At 45.5% G+C, this 255-nt stretch carries 1 protein-coding gene; it reads left to right on the plus strand.

All coding sequences use genetic code 11. The features are described from left to right. On the plus strand, positions 1 to 255 hold a 255-nt coding region (locus ICN34_RS11475; protein WP_216122740.1), incomplete at both ends, for a transposase.

Below are 255 nucleotides of genomic sequence, written 5' to 3' on the forward strand. Positions count from 1 at the left end.
AAAGAGTTTGGGTTTTGAAGGAGTAGTTCCTGCTGATACTGGTAGGCCGTCCTATCATCCTGCAGTGCTGTTGAAATTGTATGTCTATGGATACCTTAACCGTATTGCATCGACTCGTCGCCTTGAAGCTGAAGCGCTACGTAATGTTGAACTCATGTGGCTCATTACCCGCTTAGCTCCTGACTTTAAAACCATTGCGAACTTCCGTAAAGAAAACGGCAAAGCCATCCGTAAAGTCTGCGCCCAGTTTATTGA

Source organism: Polynucleobacter sp. Tro8-14-1, from assembly GCF_018881655.1.
Taxonomy (GTDB): Bacteria; Pseudomonadota; Gammaproteobacteria; order Burkholderiales; family Burkholderiaceae; genus Polynucleobacter.